Origin of the sequence: Halomonas sp. 5021, assembly GCF_036663435.1 — a bacterium.
In the GTDB taxonomy this organism is placed as follows: Bacteria; Pseudomonadota; Gammaproteobacteria; order Pseudomonadales; family Halomonadaceae; genus Vreelandella; species Vreelandella janggokensis.
Map to the genome: position 1 here is coordinate 50,498 of NZ_JAXOVU010000006.1, position 18,403 is coordinate 68,900.

The 18,403-nt window shown below is 58.1% G+C and carries 17 protein-coding genes; 6 read left to right on the forward strand and 11 right to left on the reverse strand.

The annotated features are described in order from the left end of the window. Positions 1-7: 7 nt before the first annotated feature. A complete protein-coding gene (locus tag R3F64_RS11305; protein ID WP_309783213.1) occupies positions 8-928 on the reverse strand; it encodes a glutaminase in 921 nt (306 codons plus the stop codon). Positions 929-1,094: 166 nt separating this feature from the next. Between R3F64_RS11305 and R3F64_RS11310 the strand changes: the two genes are divergently transcribed. After that, positions 1,095-1,949 (forward strand): bifunctional transcriptional activator/DNA repair enzyme AdaA, encoded by an 855-nt coding sequence (locus R3F64_RS11310; RefSeq protein ID WP_332611513.1) that lies wholly within the window; start codon positions 1,095-1,097, stop codon positions 1,947-1,949. Positions 1,950-2,036: 87 nt separating this feature from the next. Continuing rightward, the gene (locus R3F64_RS11315) at positions 2,037-3,503 is read left to right on the forward strand and encodes a cobyric acid synthase (RefSeq protein ID WP_199285201.1); all 1,467 of its coding nucleotides are present in this window, start codon (positions 2,037-2,039) and stop codon (positions 3,501-3,503) included. Here R3F64_RS11315 and R3F64_RS11320 read toward each other — a convergent pair. Then, complete coding sequence (locus R3F64_RS11320; RefSeq protein WP_085919248.1) at positions 3,463-3,861, reverse strand: RidA family protein; 399 nt, start codon at positions 3,859-3,861, stop codon at positions 3,463-3,465. The two genes, R3F64_RS11315 and R3F64_RS11320, sit on opposite strands and share 41 nt — an antisense overlap. 127 nt (positions 3,862-3,988) lie before the next feature. Here R3F64_RS11320 and R3F64_RS11325 point away from each other — a divergent pair, with 127 nt between their 5' ends. Next, the gene (locus tag R3F64_RS11325; protein ID WP_199285202.1) at positions 3,989-4,552 is read left to right on the forward strand and encodes a hypothetical protein; all 564 of its coding nucleotides are present in this window, start codon (positions 3,989-3,991) and stop codon (positions 4,550-4,552) included. A 26-nt stretch (positions 4,553-4,578) separates the two neighbouring features. Here the strand turns inward: R3F64_RS11325 and R3F64_RS11330 are convergent, their stop codons facing one another. From R3F64_RS11330 to R3F64_RS11340, 3 genes are all read right to left on the reverse strand, one after another. Continuing rightward, positions 4,579-5,760: a vWA domain-containing protein gene (locus tag R3F64_RS11330; protein ID WP_085919250.1), complete on the reverse strand. Its 1,182-nt coding sequence runs from the start codon at positions 5,758-5,760 to the stop codon at positions 4,579-4,581. A gap of 3 nt (positions 5,761-5,763) precedes the next feature. Then, entirely contained in the window at positions 5,764-6,618 is an 855-nt protein-coding gene (locus R3F64_RS11335) for an AAA family ATPase (protein ID WP_199285203.1), read from the reverse strand. 98 nt (positions 6,619-6,716) lie between these two features. Continuing rightward, complete coding sequence (locus R3F64_RS11340; RefSeq protein WP_199285204.1) at positions 6,717-8,699, reverse strand: sigma-54-dependent Fis family transcriptional regulator; 1,983 nt, start codon at positions 8,697-8,699, stop codon at positions 6,717-6,719. Positions 8,700-8,980: 281 nt separating this feature from the next. Here R3F64_RS11340 and R3F64_RS11345 point away from each other — a divergent pair, with 281 nt between their 5' ends. From R3F64_RS11345 to R3F64_RS11355, 3 genes are all read left to right on the forward strand, one after another. Then, positions 8,981-10,777 carry an NAD(P)/FAD-dependent oxidoreductase gene (locus R3F64_RS11345; protein WP_199285205.1) on the forward strand — a complete coding sequence of 599 codons (1,797 nt, stop codon included), beginning with the start codon at positions 8,981-8,983 and terminating at the stop codon, positions 10,775-10,777. Positions 10,778-10,792: 15 nt separating this feature from the next. After that, on the forward strand, positions 10,793-10,948 hold the full coding sequence (locus R3F64_RS11350) for a hypothetical protein (RefSeq protein WP_199285206.1): 156 nt from the start codon (positions 10,793-10,795) through the stop codon (positions 10,946-10,948). 410 nt (positions 10,949-11,358) lie between these two features. Continuing rightward, positions 11,359-11,970, forward strand: a complete 612-nt coding sequence (locus R3F64_RS11355) for an OmpW/AlkL family protein (protein WP_199285207.1) — start codon at positions 11,359-11,361, stop codon at positions 11,968-11,970. A 95-nt stretch (positions 11,971-12,065) separates the two neighbouring features. Here R3F64_RS11355 and pepQ read toward each other — a convergent pair whose 3' ends face one another. From pepQ to R3F64_RS11385, 6 genes are read right to left on the reverse strand one after another with little or no spacing between them, the layout of a single operon-like run. After that, entirely contained in the window at positions 12,066-13,355 is a 1,290-nt protein-coding gene (pepQ, locus tag R3F64_RS11360) for a Xaa-Pro dipeptidase (protein ID WP_199285208.1), read from the reverse strand. A 9-nt stretch (positions 13,356-13,364) separates the two neighbouring features. Next, entirely contained in the window at positions 13,365-14,279 is a 915-nt protein-coding gene (locus R3F64_RS11365) for a LysR family transcriptional regulator (RefSeq protein ID WP_085919256.1), read from the reverse strand. Positions 14,280-14,325: 46 nt separating this feature from the next. Continuing rightward, positions 14,326-15,393 (reverse strand): ABC transporter ATP-binding protein, encoded by a 1,068-nt coding sequence (locus R3F64_RS11370; RefSeq protein WP_199285209.1) that lies wholly within the window; start codon positions 15,391-15,393, stop codon positions 14,326-14,328. Beyond that, positions 15,390-16,406: an ABC transporter ATP-binding protein gene (locus R3F64_RS11375; RefSeq protein WP_085919258.1), complete on the reverse strand. Its 1,017-nt coding sequence runs from the start codon at positions 16,404-16,406 to the stop codon at positions 15,390-15,392. The genes R3F64_RS11370 and R3F64_RS11375 overlap by 4 nt, the downstream gene beginning before the upstream one ends. A gap of 7 nt (positions 16,407-16,413) precedes the next feature. Continuing rightward, complete coding sequence (locus R3F64_RS11380) at positions 16,414-17,355, reverse strand: ABC transporter permease (protein WP_085919259.1); 942 nt, start codon at positions 17,353-17,355, stop codon at positions 16,414-16,416. Next, positions 17,352-18,398, reverse strand: coding sequence for an ABC transporter permease (locus R3F64_RS11385; RefSeq protein WP_085919260.1), 1,047 nt, complete (start codon positions 18,396-18,398; stop codon positions 17,352-17,354). Before R3F64_RS11385 ends, R3F64_RS11380 begins: the two co-directional genes overlap by 4 nt. Positions 18,399-18,403: the final 5 nt, after the last annotated feature.

The window sequence follows — 18,403 nt, forward strand, 5'->3', positions numbered from 1 at the left end:
CTTGCCGTTAATGGCCAAACACCGACCAGCCGGTTTTCTGGACAAACATTTCGAGTGCCTGGGTGCCTAGCAGGCTATTGCCGTAGGCATCGAGCCCCGGTGACCAGACGGCGATCGCCCCGTGGCCTGGCGCGATGGCCAGAATACCGCCCCCTACGCCGCTTTTTCCGGGGAGCCCGACGCGGAAGGCGAATTCCCCCGAGGCGTCGTAATGGCCGCACATCATCATCAACGAGTTGATCCGGCGGGCTCGCTGGGGGGCCACCACCCGAATACCGCTGGGTTTGTTGATACCATCTGACGCCAGAAATAGCCCCGCATGAGCGAGCTGCTCGCAGCTCATGGCAATGGCGCACTGGTGGAAGTAGGTGCCCAGCACTTTATCGACGTCATGGCGTAGATGCCCAAAGGCTTTCATGAAATGCGCGAGTGAGGCGTTGCGGTCACGGTGGGCCATCTCTGAGGCAGCTACCGCGTGGTCGAAGTAGATGCTGTCGTCATCGGCGATATAGCGCACAAAGCTGAGAATCTCGCCCAAGGTCTCTTTGGGTTCGTGCCCCATCATGATCGCATCGACCACTGCAATGGCGCCGGCATTGATGAACGGGTTACGCGGCTTGCCGCTTTCATGCTCTAGCTGGACGATGGAGTTGAACGGATCGCCCGATGGCTCGCGGCCCACTTTCGACCACAGCGAATCACCCTCTTGCCCCAGCGCAATGGTCAGCGTGAATACCTTGGAGATACTCTGGATGGAAAAGGGTGTGGTCGCGCACCCCGCCGAGTACACCTTGCCGTCCACAGTGGCCAGCGAAATGGCAAACTGCTGCGGGTCGACGTGGCTTAGCTCGGGGATATAATCCGCTACTTTGCCACGCTCCTGTGCTTTCGCCATGGTGGCGGCAATGTCGTCGATCAAGGCTTGCATGGGCGTATCGTGACCGTCAGTTGAGGCGGGCAATAACCCTAGCGAAAAATCCCGGCGCTGTCTGCTGTTGCAGTCAGCAAGATTCGGGTCGGCAACTCGCCTGTGAGCGCTTAGGCTGTGAAGGTAACGTTTAGCGGTTGATCATAAGACAACGTGAGAGACGACAATGAACGACTATGAGCGTATCGAGAAAGCCATGGATTACATGGTGGCCCATGCGGCAACGCAGCCCAAGCTGGAAGCGGTGGCCGCCCACGTTCATTTGAGCGCCTTTCACTTTCAGCGGTTGTTCTGCCGTTATGCCGGGATCAGTCCCAAGCGCTTTTTGCAGGCACTTACGCTGGAGCGCGGCAAGCAACTGATGCAGTCTTCTACCTCGCTGCTGGATATTGCTCATACGTTGGGGCTTAGCGGCGGCTCGCGGCTTTATGATCACTTTGTGCAGCTGGACGCGGTCACACCGGGAGAGCACAAGCGCCAGGGGCAGGGCGTCGAGATTGCTTACGGCGTTCATGCCACGCCGCTGGGCAGCCTGTTCGTAGCGGTCACGCCGCGGGGTATCTGCCGTATGGGGTTTGTGGATGCCACCAGTGCCGACGAGTTACGGGCACGGCTTGCCAAAGAGTGGCCACTTTCCACGCTTCATCACGATCCTGACGCCACGCGTTTTGCGGTGGAAGCGCTTTTCAACAGGTCAGGCGATGCCTCTGCCACGTTGTCGCTGCATGTGACCGGTACCAACTTTCAAATCGCCGTATGGCGGGCGCTGCTGACCATTCCAGAAGGCCAACTGGCCAGCTATTCGCACATTGCCCAGGCACTGGGCACCCCCAAGTCCTCGCGCGCGGTGGGCAATGCCGTGGGCGCCAACCCCATCGCGCTATGGATACCCTGCCACCGGGTAATCCAACAAAGCGGCGCGCTAGGCGGCTACCGCTGGGGCTTGGCTAAAAAGCAGATGGTGCAGGCCTGGGAGTTGGCGCAGTTGAATACGGCGGCGCATGAGTTTGAAGTGAGTTAACCAACCCCTTCGTTGCTTGGCCCCGTTGCGCTAGCTAACCCCTCCCGCTACAGTTTCGCTCTTATCCAACTGGGCGAGACATCTGCTATGGCCACATTGATGATCCAGGGCACCACCTCGGATGCGGGCAAAAGCACCGTGGTGGCTGCGCTCTGCCGTGCATTGGCCAGGCGTGGCATATCGGTGGCGCCATTCAAGCCCCAGAACATGGCGCTCAATAGCGCCGTTACGGAAGATGGTGGCGAAATTGGCCGTTCCACCGCGCTCCAGGCACAGGCCGCTGGCGTTAAGCCACACAGTGATATGAACCCGGTGTTGCTCAAGCCGGAAACCGACCGTGGCGCCCAGGTGATTTTACGCGGCAAGGTGCATGGGCATATGGATGCCATGGATTACCATGCCTTCAAGCGCACCGCCAAAGAGAGCGTGATGGCCGCGTGGAAGGCGATGGAAACCCGCTTCGATGTGATTATCGCCGAAGGCGCGGGCAGCCCCGCTGAGATCAACCTGCGCCAGGGTGACATCGCCAATATGGGCTTTGCCGAAGCGGCTGACTGCCCGGTAATACTGGTGGGCGATATTGAGCGAGGCGGGGTGTTTGCTCAGTTGGTGGGGACGCTTGCACTGCTGAGCGAAAGCGAGCAGGCGCGTATGAAAGGGTTTGTGATCAACCGCTTTCGTGGCGACATGAGCTTGTTAACCCCAGGCATTGACTGGCTGACGGCACACACCGGCAAGCCGGTATTGGGCACCTTGCCCTACCTTCAAGGGTTGCTGCTGGATGCCGAAGACAGCATCGGCCTGACCCACGCGCCCACCCAGGGAGAATCGTTCAACGTGGTGGTGCCTGCGTTGCCCCGCATCAGCAATCACACCGATTTTGATCCATTGCGTTTGCATCCTCAGGTCAACCTCACCTTTGTCGGCGCAGACGAGCCGATTCCTGCGGCCGATGTGATTATCCTGCCGGGCAGTAAAAGTACGGCGAGTGATCTGGCATGGTTAAAGCGCCAGGGGTGGGATAGGGCAATTCAGCGCCACCTGCGCTACGGCGGCAAGGTGCTGGGTATTTGCGGTGGTTTTCAAATGCTCGGCGAATGGGTGGAGGACCCTGACGGCCTGGAAGGCAAGGCCGAGCGTGTCATGGGATTGGGGCTACTATCGCTCACCACGCGCATGGTGGCGGGCAAACAGCTACGCAATGTGGGTGGTGTAACAGTGGCTGAAGGGGCGAGCGTCACGGGCTACGAGATCCACAATGGCGTTAGCGAGGGCGCTGCGCTGGCGCAGCCGCTTTTTGATCTAGGCACCCACCTTGATGGCGCCGTCAGTGACGATGGGCAGGTGATGGGGACTTACCTGCACGGCCTGTTTGATCATTCCGAGGCTTGCCAGGCGCTGTTAGCGCGCCTGGGCTTGTCAGCAGCCCAGCGTCTGGATTATCGCGCCCATCGCGAGCGAGAATTGGACCGTTTGGCCGATACGTTAGAGGCGCACCTGGATATCGAGGCCCTCATTGCTCTTTTGGGAGCTGGCGCGTCGCCATTACGGTAATCTCGACGTGGCAGCCTCCACAGATATTGGGCGATTCGGTACAGGTTCTCGCAGGGTAGCGGCCCGGCTCGAAGAACTCGGCATAGACGCTGTCCATATCGTTGATAGTCATCAGGTCAGTCAGGTGAACGTCCACGCGTAGCGCGTCTGCCAGGCTGCCGCCTTCCATTTCCAGCATGCGTGAAATGGCGCGCATCACTAACCGGGTTTCTTCCTTGACGTCGCCCTTGGCCGCATGGCCGTTCGATAGGTCAGAAACCGTTAGCCCCGAAATAAACACATAGCGATCATCCATCACCATATGACTACCGGGGAAGCTCGGCGTTGGCATGGTGGGGTCGTTCATAAATTTCGTCATAATCATCCTTCTATGGTGCCTGGTAAACAATCCGACACGTTAACACTTGCTAGGTTCATGTTGCGTGGCGCTGTTAAAATAGCCGTGTTTACACTAGGCTTGCCGCTTTTGGCGAGCGGGGGACCTCATGAAAGTAATCCAAATAGACCAGGCAGCACAGCAGGATGCCTGCCTGGCACGGCTGTGTGCAGAGGTTTATGGCCAATCCGCCGGGCTGACGCCGCTCGTGGTATTTACCGGTACACGCAATGTACTTCTGGCCGAAGAAGCCGCGCGCTTGGTGGCGGCGGTCGACGGCGAAGGCAAGCCCCAGGCTCTCGCGCTGCTCGTGTTGGACGAAGAGGGCGAAGGGATGGCGCTTACCCACGCCTGCGATCTGGTGGCTCACCAGGCAAAGGCGTGGCTGGTAAATGAGTTGGCGCTAAAAGCGCCGCTGCGTGTTGATGCTAGCGACGCTGCACAGGAAGCGTTTTATCAGCAGTGCGGCATTAAGCGCTGGCTGGACGGTGCCGAGGGTCAGCGGATCGGGTTAGGCGCTCGTCACCCGGCCAATACCATCGAGCAGCTCACCGCGACGGTCACCCTCGACGAGGCGCTGATTTTACGCCGCTTCAAGCATGACCCGGCAGCGTTTGAGCAGGCTAAACAGTTATTTGTCGATGGCCTGGCCCATTTCCCCGAAGCCTTTTAAAGGCCAATCTTGCAGTGACCAGGCGGCTACTTTTTCGCCAGCTCGCGCATGGCGGTTTCCAGCCCTTCCATGGTCATGGGGTACATGCGGTCATCAATGATTTCGCGGATTAGTTGGGTAGAGTAAGTGTACTCCCATGCCCGGGGTGGCATCGGGTTAAGCCACGCCAGGCGGGGAAACGTTTCGCATAAACGCTTCAGCCACACGCCGCCCGCTTCGTCGTTAAAGTGCTCTACGCTACCGCCGGGGTGGGTGACCTCATAGGGCGACATGGCCGCGTCACCGACAATCACGACCTGGTAATCCGCGCCGTAGGTGTGCAAAACATCCATGGTCGGAATCCGCTCGTTACCCCGACGCATGTTGTTTCGCCAAACCCCTTCGTAAAGGCAGTTATGAAAGTAGTAGTGCTCCAGGTGCTTGAACTCTGAACGGGCGGCAGAGAAGAGTTCTTCGCAGACGCGAATATGATCATCCATCGAGCCGCCCACATCCAGAAACAGCAGCACCTTCACCGCGTTATGGCGTTCTGGGCGCATCTGGACGTTGAGTAGCCCGGCGTCCTTGGCGGTTTCGCGAATGGTGCTATCCACGTCGAATTCTTCAAGCGCGCCCTGGCGGGCAAACTTGCGCAATCGACGCAGCGCCATTTTGATATTGCGCGTGCCCAGCTCCAGCGAGTCATCGTAGTCGCGAAAGCGCCGCTCGTCCCATACCTTGGTGGCGCGCCGGTGGCGTGAACCATCCTGACCGATGCGAATGCCTTCGGGGTTATAGCCGTAGGCGCCAAATGGGCTGGTGCCGCCGGTGCCAATCCATTTGTTACCGCCCGCGTGGCGTTCTTTCTGCTCTTCCAGGCGTTTTTTAAATGTCTCAATCAGCTCTTCGAGGCCGCCCAGGGATTCGATCTTGGCTTTCTCTTCGTCCGTCAGTTGCTTCTCGAACTCACGGCGCAGCCAATCGTCGGGGATCAGCGCTTCAATGGCGGCGTCCATGTCCTCAAGGCCTTTAAACCAGGCGGCAAAGGCACGGTCAAAGCGGTCGAAGTAGCGCTCGTCCTTGACCATCACCGTACGTGCCACCTGATAAAACGCTTCCATATCGGCAAATACCACGCCGCGCTCTACCACGGCGTGAAGGTCGAGCAGCTCGCGCAGCGAGACCGGCACGCCTGAGCGTTTTAAAGTTTCAAACAAGCCGATAAACATGGCTTAGCGGCCCCTGCCTTTCTGGCGACGGATCATGAACGCCAGGCGTTCAAGCAACTGAGTATCCTGCTCGTTCTTGACCAGCGCACCGGCCATGGGCGGCAGCGCTTTTGCCGGGTCGCGGTTATAAAGCGCTTCCTGAGCCAGCTCATCAGCCATCAGCAGTTTCAGCCAGTCCACCAGTTCCGAGGTTGAGGGCTTTTTCTTCAGTCCCGGAGCATCACGCAGGTCGAAAAAGACTTCCAGGGCTTCGCTGACCAGCCGGGGAGCGATGTCAGGAAAGTGCACATCGACAATTGCCTGCATGGTCTCGCGGTCGGGGAATTCGATATAGTGAAAAAAGCAGCGGCGCAGGAACGCATCCGGCAGCTCTTTTTCGTTGTTGGAGGTGATAACGATGATCGGGCGATACTCGGCGCGGATGGTTTCGCCGGTCTCGTAAACGTGAAACTCCATCCGATCCAGCTCCTGGAGCAGGTCGTTGGGGAATTCGATATCGGCCTTGTCGATCTCGTCGATCAGCAACACCACCCGCTCGCCAGTGCTGAACGCTTCCCAAAGCTTGCCGGGCTTGATGTAGTTGGCGACGTTCTCGACCCCTTCCACACCCAGCTGTGAATCGCGCAGGCGGCTGACGGCATCGTACTCATAAAGCCCCTGGGCTGCCTTGGTGCTGGATTTGATGTGCCATGTGATCAACTGGGTACCGAGCGACTCTGCCAGTTCTTCGGCCAGCAGGGTTTTGCCGGTGCCCGGTTCGCCCTTGATCAACAGCGGACGCTCTAGCACCACGGCAGCATTGACTGCCTGCTTGAGCGCATCAGTGGCAATATAGGAAGAGGTGGAATCAAACGCCATGGAAGGAGCCTCGGCTTGTCGAATGCGTGTTAAAGGATTCAAACAAGTGTACGTGAGGGCTATCCCAAGGCCAACAGCCTTCTCTGGCGTGTCTTTGTTTACCCTTGCCAATTCGGCGGCACGATGCCTTGGCGCTGCATTTGCCGGTAGATCGTGGGCCGAGAAACCCCTAGCGCGCGAGCCACGGCGCTTATGTTCCAGTGCTGCTCCTTGAGAGTTGTCAGCAACGTGGGATCGGTGTCGTGATTCATTTCCGAAGCCGGGGGAGATGCCTGCCGTGTGATGCGTTGGCTAAGGCACTGATCGGGCAGATCATGAACGGTGATTTCGTCGCTTTCCGAGGTGGCCAGGGCAAACGCCAGTGCATTTTTTAGCTGGCGGATATTGCCCGGCCAGGCGTAGGCGAGCAGGGCGCTGATGGCATCGGCCCTTAGCCTGGGTGAGGCGTTGCCGCCGCGTTCGCTGACCACGTCGTTAAACACCTGGCGAATCACGTAGAGCTTATCGGCACGTTCACGCAGCGCGGGCAGGCGCAGTTGAGCCCCGTTTAGGCGGTAGTAGAGGTCTTCGCGGAACTCGCCCTGCTGAATCATTGACTCGATATTGCGGTGGGTGGCGGTAATGACCCGAATATCCACCTTCACAGGCGTATTGGCACCCAGCGGCATGACCTCCCGTTCTGCCAGTACGCGCAGCAGCCGGGTTTGTAGGGCTAGCGGCATATCGCCGATTTCATCCAGAAACAGCGTGCCGCCGTGGGCCTGGGGAATCAGCCCGCGCATTCCCTTGGCGCGCCCGCCGGTAAAGGCGCCGGGTTCGTAACCAAACAGCTCGCTTTCGATGAGCGCTTCCGGGATTGCGGCGCAGTTCACCGCAATAAACGGATAGTTGGCGCGGTTACCGCTTTCGTGGAGGGCGCGGGCGATGACCTCTTTGCCGGTGCCGGTTTCTCCGCTAATCAGTACATTGACACTGGTTTCATTACGCAAACGTTCAGCGAGCTTCTGTACCTTGCGCATGGCAGGGTCATCCGCGCCTAAGCGTGCCAGCGATTCTGGCAGTGAGGCACTGGCCGGTTTTGTCGGCTGGCTCGAGCGGGGGCGCTTGGGTTCCAACAGGCTGATAAAGTAAATGGTGTTGTTGGCGCGTGCCCGAAAAGCGCGGAGCTGGTCGTCGGTGGCGCTGTTGATGCTCAAGACATCGGTAATTTCGCACTCGAATAATTCGCCTAGCATGGGCGTAGGGTTTGTCGACCAGGGTGGCCAGCGACGCTGGTGTTCGGCGATCAACTCACGGCCTATCGCATTGGCGGCAATCACTTGCCCGTTCTCTTCAATGGCGATGAGCCCGCGTCCGTTAACGTGCACAAATTCCCGCGACGTATCCAGACGCACCATCAGACAGTCTCGATAGCGCTGTAAAAAGTAAGCGTCTTCAATCATGCGTGCGTAGAGCGTCACCAGCGAAAGGCTGAAATTCTGGCTCTCACGCTGAGTAGGCGATTGCAGTGCGGATATATCCAGCACGGCCATTACATTGCCCTGGGGGTCGGCAATGGGCGCGGCGGTGCAGGTGAGCGAAATATGCGAGGCGTCGAAGTGTTCCTGGCGGTGACAGATGATCGCCTGTCGGTCGTGCAGGCAGGTGCCTACGGCGCAGGTGCCTGCAAAGCGCTCGTCCCAGTCAGCGCCCAAGTAGAGCCCGGCCTTGCGCAATTGCTGATCCTGGCGTGGGTCGCCGCGAAACTCGACCGTGATACCGCGTTGGTCGGTTAGCAGCAGGACATAGCCAAGCTGGGAAATTTGTCCATAAAGCTGTTCAACGCCCGCCCGGGCCACGTGCAGCAATTCATCCACCGATTCACGATGTTCCAGCAATGTCTGTTGTGGCACGACGCGCGCGGGTCGTGGTTGAGTCGGGTCCAACTGGTATTCGTTCAAGCAGCGCAGCCAAGAATGGCGAATCATTTCCTGGGCGGGTGTATGGGGCGAATCCAGGCCTTCGCCGAGCTGAAACACATGCTCAATATGCTGGCGCTGAACGGATCGTAGCTGCGCAGGCAGGGGCGAGTTGGTCGGCATGGTATTCCTCACGTCGCGCTTTGTTGTTGTCCTTCCAGACTATGCGCTTTGGGTAAGGTGTCAACGCGGCTGAATTACACCGTTAGTCGCTAGTTACACTTGTAACGTCCGGGTGTAAAGGGTGTGACAGGTGTACACCTCTGCGGTGTTTTATGACTGCCTTTTATTTCTCGATTTATCAGTGTCTTAGGTAGTCTTTAAGGCACTTGGCACGGCGGGTGCTTAGGAATTGTTGAATCATGGCTGATTCAACAATAACAAACCTGACCTGGAGTACCGATATGACACAGCCAACCGCCACGGCCATTGTACAAGCATGGCTGACCAACGTTGACGCCGCTCTGCAAGCCAAGAATATTCAGCAGGTAGTCTCTCTATTTGGCGATGAGTGCTATTGGCGCGATTTCCTTACCTTTACCTGGAATTTAAAAACCTGTGAAGGTAAAGACGAGATTCAGGCCATGCTGAACGCAACGTTAGATAATGCGCGTCCGTCCAACTGGCAGCTTGAAGGCGAAGCAACCCAAAATGGCGATATCGCCGAGGCGTGGTTCACCTTTGAGACCGCGGTTGCCAGCGGCAAAGGCTACCTGCGGCTGAAAGAGGGGAAGTGCTGGACACTGCTCACCACGATGCAGTCCCTGCACGACTTCCCTGAACCCCGTAATCACAACCGCCCCAAAGGCGCTGAGCACGGCGCCAATAAGCAGCGTGAAACCTGGCTGGAAGCACGACAGCGCGAAGAAGCGGAACTTGGCTACACACAGCAGCCTTACTGCGTGATTATTGGCGGCGGCCAGGGCGGTATCGGCTTGGGCGCGCGACTAAAGCAGATGGGCGTGCCGACCATTATTATCGAGCGCAACGAACGTGCCGGGGACTCCTGGCGAAATCGCTATAAGTCGCTCTGCCTGCATGATCCCGTCTGGTACGACCACCTTCCCTATATTCCTTTCCCTGAAAACTGGCCGGTGTTTGCGCCCAAAGACAAGGTGGGCGATTGGCTGGAGATGTACACAAAGGTGATGGAGCTCAATTATTGGAGTTCCACCGAGTGTCAGAATGCACACTTCGACGAAACCGCAGGCGAGTGGGTGGTGAACGTGAAGCGCGACGGCGAAGCGATCACTTTGCGACCCAAGCAGCTCGTCATGGCCACCGGGATGTCGGGGATGCCCAATGTGCCGACATTTACCGGTGCAGAAAGCTTTGAAGGCGAGCAGCAGCACTCCAGCCAGCATCCGGGGCCAGACGCTTACACTGGTAAAAAGTGCGTCATTGTGGGGTCGAATAACTCCGCCCACGATATTGCCGCGGCACTTTGGGAGCACGACGCCGATGTCACCATGCTGCAACGCTCATCCACCCATATTGTGAAGTCGGATTCGCTGATGGAGGAAGTGCTGGGGCCGCTCTACTCCGAAGAGGCGGTGGCGAGTGGCTTAACCCATGACAAGGCTGATCTGATTTTTGCTTCGATTCCCTACAAGGTGCTGCCGGACTTTCAGCGCCCGGCGTTTGAGGCGATCAAACAGCGCGACGCCGAGTTCTATCAGAAGCTAGAAGATGCGGGCTTTATGCTCGATTTTGGTGACGACGACTCGGGTCTGTTCTTGAAGTACCTGCGCCGGGGCTCGGGTTACTACATCGATGTGGGCGCCTGTGATCTGGTCGCCAGTGGCGATATCAAACTGCGCAGCGGCGTAGGGATAGAGCGCATCAACCCGCACTCCATCACGCTTACCGATGGCAGTGAGCTAGCAGCAGATTTGATCGTTTATGCCACCGGCTATGGCTCCATGAACGGCTGGGCAGCCAGACTTATCTCCCAGGAGGTGGCGGATAAAGTCGGCAAGTGTTGGGGCTTGGGCTCCGACACCACCAAAGACCCCGGCCCCTGGGAGGGCGAGCTGCGCAACATGTGGAAACCCACCCAGCAGGAGGCGCTGTGGTTCCACGGCGGCAATCTGCACCAGTCGCGGCACTACTCACACTATCTGGCGCTGCAGTTGAAAGCCCGCATGGAGGGGCTGGCAACGCCTGTCTACGGCCTGCAGCCGGTGCATCACACGTCTTAACAGGAAGGGAAAGCCATGCGCCAGTCAAGCATGCAAGCAGCATTTCAGAGCAAGAGTGTGCACTGCATCATCATGACTCGCTTGACGGGAAAATTGATCGTTCGTGGTGCGCATAAGTTCTGGAAAAAAGGTGAGCGACAGGGGATAGTAGAGCTTTTATTTTATAACTAATTGATTGTTAATGATTTTTAAAATAGTGGCACGCTTGTCGCTATATAATTGGGTGTAAGGCAATTGAAAAGAGTCGAGCACGATTGACGTTGTGATTGAAACCGACTTTCCCTTCATTGCCTATATCGCAGCCGTTTGGCTTGCGATACACCGAGTGAGCTGGCGTGCTCCACCTGGGTCCCCTTCGGGGGACTTTTTTTTGCGTGTAATTCGGCCCTCTCTCTTCTCTGCATATTTTGTGCTTAATATTATAACAAAATTTTACGTGACGTTTAGAAACAGTGTTCGTATACTCATTTCTGTACAAGTTATCGAAGCGTCGCCGATGGTATGAACGTAGACGTTGTAGACGTGAGTGATATGTGACGCTTGATAACGGACTCCAAGCGAAAGTTGAGAGGATGACCCTGATGAGCCAATTCAAAATTGTAACAGCCGCTGTGATTACCGCTGGCTTTGCCATGGCAAGCCAAGCCGCGCTTGCGTACACCGCGGGTGATGTTTTTGTTCGCGGTGGGGTCGCTAAAACGGACATCGCTTCCGACGACACCAATGCAGGGGGAGCAGACTTCGACGTTGAAAGTGAAAACGGCTATAGCTACGGCGTTGGTTATCTGTTCCATGACAAGTTCGGCATCGAGCTTAACAGCGGTGAAGGCTTTGAGCATGACCTGACGACGGCCGCCGGTGATGCCGGTAGCGTCGAGCGTCTGCCGGTTAATGCGCTGTTCAACTACTACCCGATGGGCGGTGTCGATTCGCGTATTCAGCCTTACGTAGGTGTGGGTCTTAACTACACCAACTTCTACAGCGAAGACATTGGCCCCGGTGTCAAAGTCGACGACAGCTTTGGTGCCATTGGCCAGGCGGGTCTTGATCTGGCCGTGACCAACAACATCATGCTTAACGGCTATGTCAGCTATGCCGACGTGGACGCCGACATTACATCCAACGGTAACAACGTTGGTGCTGTTGACATTGATCCGGTGACCGTTGGTGGTGGTGTTACCTACCGCTTCTAATCGGCCATATCGAACGCACATCGTTGCGTTAGCCTAGCTAGAACAAACGCCCAGCTCAGCTGGGCGTTTTTGTATCGGGCGTATACGAATATTGGCTAAGGGGTCAGGTTATCCGGCCCCTGGTCGGTCACGGCAATATTGTCTTCAATACGAATACCACCGCAGGGCATGCAGTGATCCACCAGCGTCCAGTTGATGGGCAGCGATGTCTCTCGCAGAGGGGCTAACAGCATGGGAATGAAATAAAGCCCGGGCTCGATGGTCACGACCATGCCGCTGGAAAGCGTACGCGTGAGACGAAGCGCCGGATGTCCGTTGGGCGCCGGAGCTGCAGTGCCGTCTGGATGGCGTAAACCGGCCACGTCATGCACCTGTAATCCCAGCGAGTGGCCCAACCCATGCGGGCAGAACGCGCGCGTCACGCCTTCATCGATAGCCTGTTCGCGGCTGCCTCGGAAGAGGTCATGGGTAATGAGAATATCGCCCAGCCGCTGGTGCATTTGCTCGTGCAGCGCGATGAAATCCGTACCCGCTGTAACACCTTGAACCAGCTCGTCTTTCAGGTCGTGCACGGCGCCCACCAGCTCGCCGAATAGCGCCGGGGCATCTGGTCCGGCGTGGGTGCGGGTGATATCCGCGCAGTAACCACGAAAGCGTCTTCCGGCATCGACGAGCAGGCTATGGCGTCGCCTGGGCGGGCTTGTGTCGTAGTACTGGTAGTGGAGGACGCCCGCGTGGTCGTTCAGGCCGATAATATTCTGGTAGGGAACCGCCGACTCGCGCTGGCGGCTAGCTGCCAGGTAGGCAAGTTGAATATCCAGCTCGCCGGACGCGCCCAGGAAGGCTGCCTGGGCGGCCTCGTGTCCGGCGATCGCGAGCCGGTTGGCTTCACGTAGGCAGGCGATTTCATAGTCAGACTTGCCGATGCGAAGCTCGTCCAGGCGATTCAACAAGGTGGCAGGGTTCAGTTGCGCCTTCAGGCTGGCGCCGGGTAACTGTGCCACATCGCCGATAATTGCGGCGTGGCCATCCAGCGCGGGGCTGACGTGGTCGCTGCAGAGGTGGATATCGAATTCGTCGACCCAGGGTTCTTCGGGAAGCCGGGTCGGCAGGTGCCAAAAGTCCGCCGGGGCATAGAGGTAAAGTTGTGGCCGCTGATGAGGGCGTATCACCAGCCAGCTATGTTGCACGTCGGCCAGTGGCACCCAGTGCATGAAATGACCGTAGGTCTGGAAGGGGGGTGCCTGATCGTCGGCAAAGTAGGCGTTGGTGTGCCCGCTGTATATGGCCAGGCTGTCGAGCTGGTGCTCGTCAAGCAAGGCAGTATAGTCGCGCTGCAGGCGTGTCAGGTGCTCTTGCTGTAACCGATGTAGTTGGGATGACATGCAGGGTCTCTAGTAAGTGCGAAAGTGTGGGAGTTCACTCCAGAAGGCGTCCAGCTCTCCATGGTGCTGGCCCTGGTGGCGGTAGAGGCGAAGCTCCATGGGGACATCCCAGCGGCTGTCGCCGGCGCGGACCAGACTGCCCTGGCGAAGCTCAGCCTCGACGTTGCGTTCGGGCAGCCAACTCATTCCGTAGCCGAGCAGCACCAGTTCCTTGATACCTGCCGCATAGAGGTTTTCGCTCTGGGCATTTAAATAGCTGCTCTGGGGTAATCGTGCCAGGTGGGCGGTCACCGCTGAGCCTAGCAGGCCTCGTTGTGGGTAGGCGAGCCAGGGAAGTGGCTGCTGGCGGCTGCCTGGCAATAACGCTCTTGGCGCCGAGTGATCGTCAACACCGGTCACCGGAATCAGGCGTTCATGGCCGATCACACGGTAGGTGCAGGAACTGGTGTCGATGTCCAGGTCGCAGCGCCCAATCGGCCAGTAGCAAATCGCCAGGTCGCATTCGCCGCGCTGGAGCGCCTGGAAATAGTCGCTGGCCACCCAGCCAGTGGCGCGCAGATAGGGTTGAACACGCTCCTGCCAGCCGGTTGTGGCCAGCCACTCGGGTAGAAATTGCCCCAACAGGCTCTGTGGAGCAGCCACCATGATGCGTCGTTTCTGCCCCGCGCTGATTTCCCGAACGCGGTCTCGCGTCAGGCGAACGCGGTCAGTTACCTGCTCGCACAGCAGCAAGAACTCGTCTCCCGCCGGGGTCAAGGAAAGCGGCAGTGTTTGCCGGTTGATCAGCGTCACGCCCATTTCCTCTTCCAGCAGCTTGATACGCCGGGAAAAAGTAGGTTGGGTGACGTTCTGTTCATCAGCAGCTCGGGAGAAGTGTCGCGTTCTGGCCAGGGCGATAAAGTCTTCTAGCCAGCGAATTTCCATGCTTTACCTCTCCATGCATAGCGCCATCTAAGGTTCGACGACCGCCTCATAGGCGGCCTTCTTCAACAGCGTGGCACGCAACCCGCGTGCCGTCATCCTGTGTCTGCAGGACAGGGATTTCCTGTTTACAGCGCGCATTGGCATGGGGGCAACGGCCATGAAACACGCAGCCGGTGGGAAGGTTAACCGGTGTAGGTACTTCGCCGGAGAGCCGGATGTGCTGGGGGCGGTCGTCTTCAAGCCGTGGAATCGCCGACAGCAACGCCTGAGTATAAGGATGGCGAGGCTTGGCGAATAATGTCGAGGTGGTAGCAATTTCACATACCGTGCCCAGGTACATGACGGCAACACGGGTCCCGAAATGCTCGACGACTGCCAGGTCGTGGGTGATAAACAGATAGGTCAGGTTGCGCTCTTGCTGAGCTTCCATGAGCAGGTTGAGTACCTGCGCCTGAATGGAGACGTCCAGCGCGGAAATGGGCTCATCGGCGACGATAAACTCGGGGTCAACGGCCAGGGCGCGGGCAATGGCAATACGCTGGCGCTGGCCGCCGGAAAATTCGTGGCCGAAGCGCTTGCCCCAGTCCGGGTCAATGCCCACCGACCGCATGACGTCTTCGACCTTCTGTTCAATTTTTTCACGGTCCCAGTCGGGGTGGTGAAGACGCAGCGGTTCCTCCAGCGTTTGCTGGATGGTCATGCGGGGGTTGAGCGACGCATAGGGGTTCTGAAAAATCATCTGCATGCGCTTGCGGTAGGGCAGCAGTTGCCGCGAACTCAGGTTGTCAATGCGCTCGCCTGCGTAGCGAATCTCGCCTTCCGAAGGGGTAATCAGCCCCATTACCATGCGTGCAACGGTGGATTTGCCGCAGCCGGACTCGCCCACTACGCAAAGCGCTTCGCCGCGTTTTATGTCGAGATCGACGCCATTGATGGCGTGCACATATTCCTGGTGGCGAACCAGCTTGCCACCCTTGAAGCGTAATTGTTCAAGAAAATCGCCCGACAACGAAAAGCGCTTGTTCAAGCCTCGAATCTGCAACAGCGAGTCGTCACTTTTCTCGTTCTGGGTCGGCGTCGGGTGGGCCGCCTTGGCCTCAGCGGGCGCGGTCATGAGGTTTCCTCCTTCAAGCGGCGGTCTTCAATCATTTCAGCGACCATGTGGCACGCCACGCGGCAGTTGCCGGACTCGACAAAGCCTGGAACCTGCTCGGTGCAGGCGGGGCGGGGCTTTCCGTCTGCGCGATTGATAAAGTTACAGCGCGGGTGAAACGCGCAGCCGCTGGGCAGGTTTGAAAGCGATGGCATGCTGCCGCGGATTTGATTGAGCTTTTCGCCGGGGGTGGCCATCTGCGGCAGGGCGTTAATCAGCCCTTGGGTGTAGGGGTGCTGCGGGTCGTTGATGATTTCCCGCGTGGGCCCTTGTTCGATCACACGGCCGGCGTACATGACCAGCATGCGCTGAGTCACCTGGCTGACCACACCCAGGTCGTGGGTGATCAGAATCAAGCCGACGTTGTGCTGCTCGCAGAGTTCCAGAAGCAACGCCATGATTTCGGCCTGAATGGTCACGTCCAACGCCGTGGTGGGCTCGTCGGCAATGATGATATCCGGGTCCAGCAGTAGTGCGATGGCAATGATCACCCGCTGGCGCATGCCACCGGAAAGCTCGTGGGGGTACTGATCCAGGCGGGTTTCCGGCGATGGGATCTGTACCTGGCGCAGTTTATCCAGACAAATCGCGCGCGCCTCCTTGCCGGAAATACGCCGGTGAGCCTTCAGGCACTCGACCATCTGTTCACCGATGGAGAGCACTGGGTTCAGCGTCATCATCGGGTCCTGGAAAATCATCGAGATGCGGTTGCCACGTACCTTGCGCAGGCCACGCTCGGACATGGTGTTGAGCGTCTTGCCCTCGAAGTTGATGCTGCCCCCGGCAATAAAGCCGGGCTTGGCAATCAGGTTGAGCAGTGAAAACGCGGCCACGGATTTACCGGCGCCAGATTCGCCGACAATGCCTAAGCGCTCGCCACGTTCAAGGGTAAAATTGACGTCGCGCAGTGCGCGCACTTCGCCCTGGCGCAGGCCGAAGCGCACGTCCAGATTTGTCACTTCCAGTAGTGCCATGGTGTCCTCAGCCTTTGTAGAGTCGCGGGTTCATAACGTCACGGAGCCAGTCGCCCAGCAGGTTGATGGACAAGACCAGTACCACCAGTAACGCCCCGGGAATGAGCGTGATCCACCACGAACCCGACTGGATATAGTCGAACCCGGATTTGATCAGCGAGCCAAGCGACGGGTGGGTTTCGGGCATACCCAGGCCGAGAAACGACAGGGCGGCTTCTGAAATGATGGCGTTGGCAATCTGTACCGTCGAAATGACGAAGATCGGCGACAGGGTGTTGGGCAGCACATGGCGGAACATGATGCGTTTGCTTCTGAGCCCCATGACGCGGGCGGCGTCGACGTATTCCTTGTTCTTCTCGGCGAGCACCGAGGCGCGCACGGTACGCGCATATTGGGGCCACTCGGCAAGGCCGATAATCAGCACCAGCAGCGGCACGGCGTAGGCGCTGAACGTCTCGCCGCCAAAAATCGCCTTGACCAGCGCGCCGACGATAATCGCGACCATCAGGGTCGAGAATGACAGCTGGATATCGGCGAGACGCATCAGGAAAGCATCGATACGGCCACCCAGATAGCCGGCGAGCAGGCCAAAACAGACGCCGATCAGCGCCTGAAGAGCCACGGCGCCAAAACCGATAATCAGCGACACGCGCGCGCCGTACAGAATCGTCGAGAGCATATCCCGGCCCTGGGCGTCGGTGCCCAGCAGGTACTGGGCGTCGCTACCCTCGACCCAGAACGGCGGCAGTTCCGAGGCGAGAATATCGATTTGTGCCAGGTCATAGGGGTTCATGGGCGAAAGCCACGGCGCGAGTACGGCGACGGCGACCAGCGCGATGAATACCACCAGACTGACCTGAGCGACCATGTCGCGTTTGAAGCTGTAAAACAGATACGAGTCGCGGAAGCGTTCCCAGCGGCTGGGAAGCGCGGAAGAAGATGCATTCATGCGGGCTTTCCGGTGAGTTTGATAGTGGGGTTAACCAGGCCATAAATCAGGTCGACGATCGTATTGGTGATCACGAATATCAGGCCCACGATCATGAGATAGGTCACGATGAGCGGAATATCAGAACGCTCGATGGCATCCAGGAACATCAGCCCCATGCCGGGCCACTGGAAGACGGTTTCGGTCAGGATGGTGTATGCGACCAGCGTGCCAATCTGCACGCCGCCGACGGTGATGACCGGCAGCATGGTATTTTTCAAGGCGTGCAGAAAATAGATGCGACGCATGGAAATGCCCTTGGCCCGCGCAAACTTGACGTAGTCCGACTGCATCACCTCGAGCATTTCGGCACGGATCAGGCGAATAAACAGCGGCAGCATGATGGAGGCCAGTGAAACGGCGGGGAGCACCAGGTAGGTCAGCCCCTCCAGGCTTGCAAAGTTGGTTTCCCAGGTGCCAAACACGGGGACCGGATCACCTCGGCCGTAAGCAGGCATGCCACCCTCGGTGGATATCACGCCGTTGAGCCAACTGCCCCAGGCGGTATCGACGGGAAAAGGGGTCCAACTGACGCCGATGGCAAACAGTTGAATCAGCATGATCGCGGTAAGAAATACCGGGATCGAGATGCCGACAATCGAGACGCCCATAAAAAAGCGGGAAAGCCAGGCGCGAGGTTTGATGGCGCTATAAACGCCAATCGGCACCGACAGGGTGATGATTAAAAAGGTAGCCGCGGCCACGAGCTCCAGCGTCGCCGGTAGGTGGCGCGCAATGACCTCGGTGGTGGGCTGGTTGAAAACGTATGAATAGCCGAAATCAAACTGCGCTGCATTAACTGCAAAGCGCGCGTACTGCACCAGGAAAGGATCGTTGAGCCCAAGCTCTTCACGAAGTTCGGCACGTTCGCTCTCCGGTACCGACTGGCCGACCATCTGTTGAATCGGGTCGCCCAGGTTATCTTGTATAGCGAAGGCAATGATGCTGATGACAAACATCACCAGCAGCGCATGGAAGAGGCGCTTAACCAAAAAGGCGATCATGAAAA